Annotated in this window: 1 protein-coding gene; it reads right to left on the bottom strand. The window is 41.3% G+C overall.

What is annotated here, in order from left to right; translation table 11 throughout:
* Window positions 1-295 precede the first annotated feature (295 nt).
* Window positions 296-1,582, bottom strand: a complete 1,287-nt coding sequence (locus NC238_01205; protein ID MCM1564574.1) for an IS110 family transposase — start codon at window positions 1,580-1,582, stop codon at window positions 296-298.
* Window positions 1,583-1,699: the final 117 nt, after the last annotated feature.

The following is a 1,699-nucleotide window of genomic DNA, read 5'->3' on the forward strand; positions in this document are numbered from 1 at the left end:
CACTCCTATCTCAATATTTGAATATTTAACAATGGATATCTCCATAAATCTCAGTATTTTATGATTTTTTATAACTACTTACAATGGTGCTCATTTACACATATCTAAATTTTCGCCGTTACTATCCAAAAACTCACCCTATCATAGCTCACTGGGTCATGCCCTTACATTCCTTCGTCCTGTTTTTTGGATAAAAGCGGAGATAGCGTTTAAGCTTAAATACTGCCTCAGTGGGCTAATGGAGTGATCCTCCTTATCTCCGCTTTATCGGCTCGTTTTTTTATTTCTCGCTCTCTTACGCTGCTTGCTTAATTTGATTCTTTCTGAATTCACCAAGCACTAATTCTGCCTTATAGTCTGTTTGCTTTTTCACCAGGTTATATATTACGGTAATTATCTTCTTTGAAATAACAACCAGGGCCTGCTTCTTCTTAAGGGGGTTGTTTTGTCGTGTTTTTAAGTAATTGTAAAGCTCTTTCATCTCAACGTTTACTGCAACCATGGTCATGGCCATCCGGTATAAGATGCTCCTTAAATTCTTTCTGCCGCGCTTTGATATAACTGTCCCGCTTTTGCTCTTACCCGAACTATCCTCGACGAGGTTGTATCCTGCCATTTTGCTTATCTGACGCGGATTATCGAATCTCATCGGATCGCCTATCTCACCTAAAAAACTGGCTGCCGTCACCACTCCTATGCCTGAAATGCCGAGTATTATTTTCCCGAGCCCTGTATCAGCTAATGCCCGCTCCATTGCTGTTTCGATCTGTACGAGCTGGTTTGTTAAAAGCTCCAATTCTTCAATCATTAGTCCTAATTTTAGCTTTGCCGATACTATCCCATAACCTACCCCTATTGAGGTTTTTGCTGTTTTAAAAAGCTGCTCCGCCTTCTTTCGGCCCACCGTCTTTTTAACTGCCTTTTTTATCTCGGCAAGTACACCGTCTACACCTAATTCAAGCACCAGTGAAGGGAAAGGGCAGGATTTCAATATCTGCATCGATGCCTTGCCTTTTAGGGGGTTTTTAAAAACCGTTGACATTTCAGGAAAATATTCGTCCATCACTGCCGTTATCGTGTTTTTTAAAGCGTTATGACGCTTCATCAGGCTTATTCTGGAGTTAGCCAGCACTCTTAGTTCCGCAAATATATCTTGCGGCATATATACTTCGTAGTATCTCCCATCCCGTACAAGTTTCGCTATGGTTAGGGCATCCTTCTTGTCGTTTTTCGTCTGGCTGTTGTCATCAAGCTCTTTAGCCCGTTTTGTGTGGTACGGATTAACCATCACCACTTTTATTCCATGCATTATCAGGTAATTCGCAAGCGGCTTCCAATAGTGTCCTGTGGGCTCCATCCCGACGATAACTTTCTCAAATCGCTTGTTCTTGCAAATGGAATCGATGCTTGCTAGAATACTATCGAAGCTGTTTTTATCGTTGTGGAATTTAAGGGCTTTCCCTGATTCCAAACCACGATAATCCACAAACCTGGCCCAATGTGTTTCTTTGGCTATGTCTACTCCTACAACCAATGTGCCTGGTGTTATTGCTTTCAGCTTTTCAACGTTACGGTTTTTCACTTGCTTACAACCTCCTGGCTTCTATGATTTTTGTGCGTTTTAGCTGGCACACTCAAATCATATCAGGAGGTTTTTTAGTTTTCAAAGTCCATTTCATTCATTACAGGAATGCTTACA

This window comes from Dehalobacter sp., assembly GCA_023667845.1.
Classification (GTDB): Bacteria; Bacillota; Desulfitobacteriia; order Desulfitobacteriales; family Syntrophobotulaceae; genus Dehalobacter.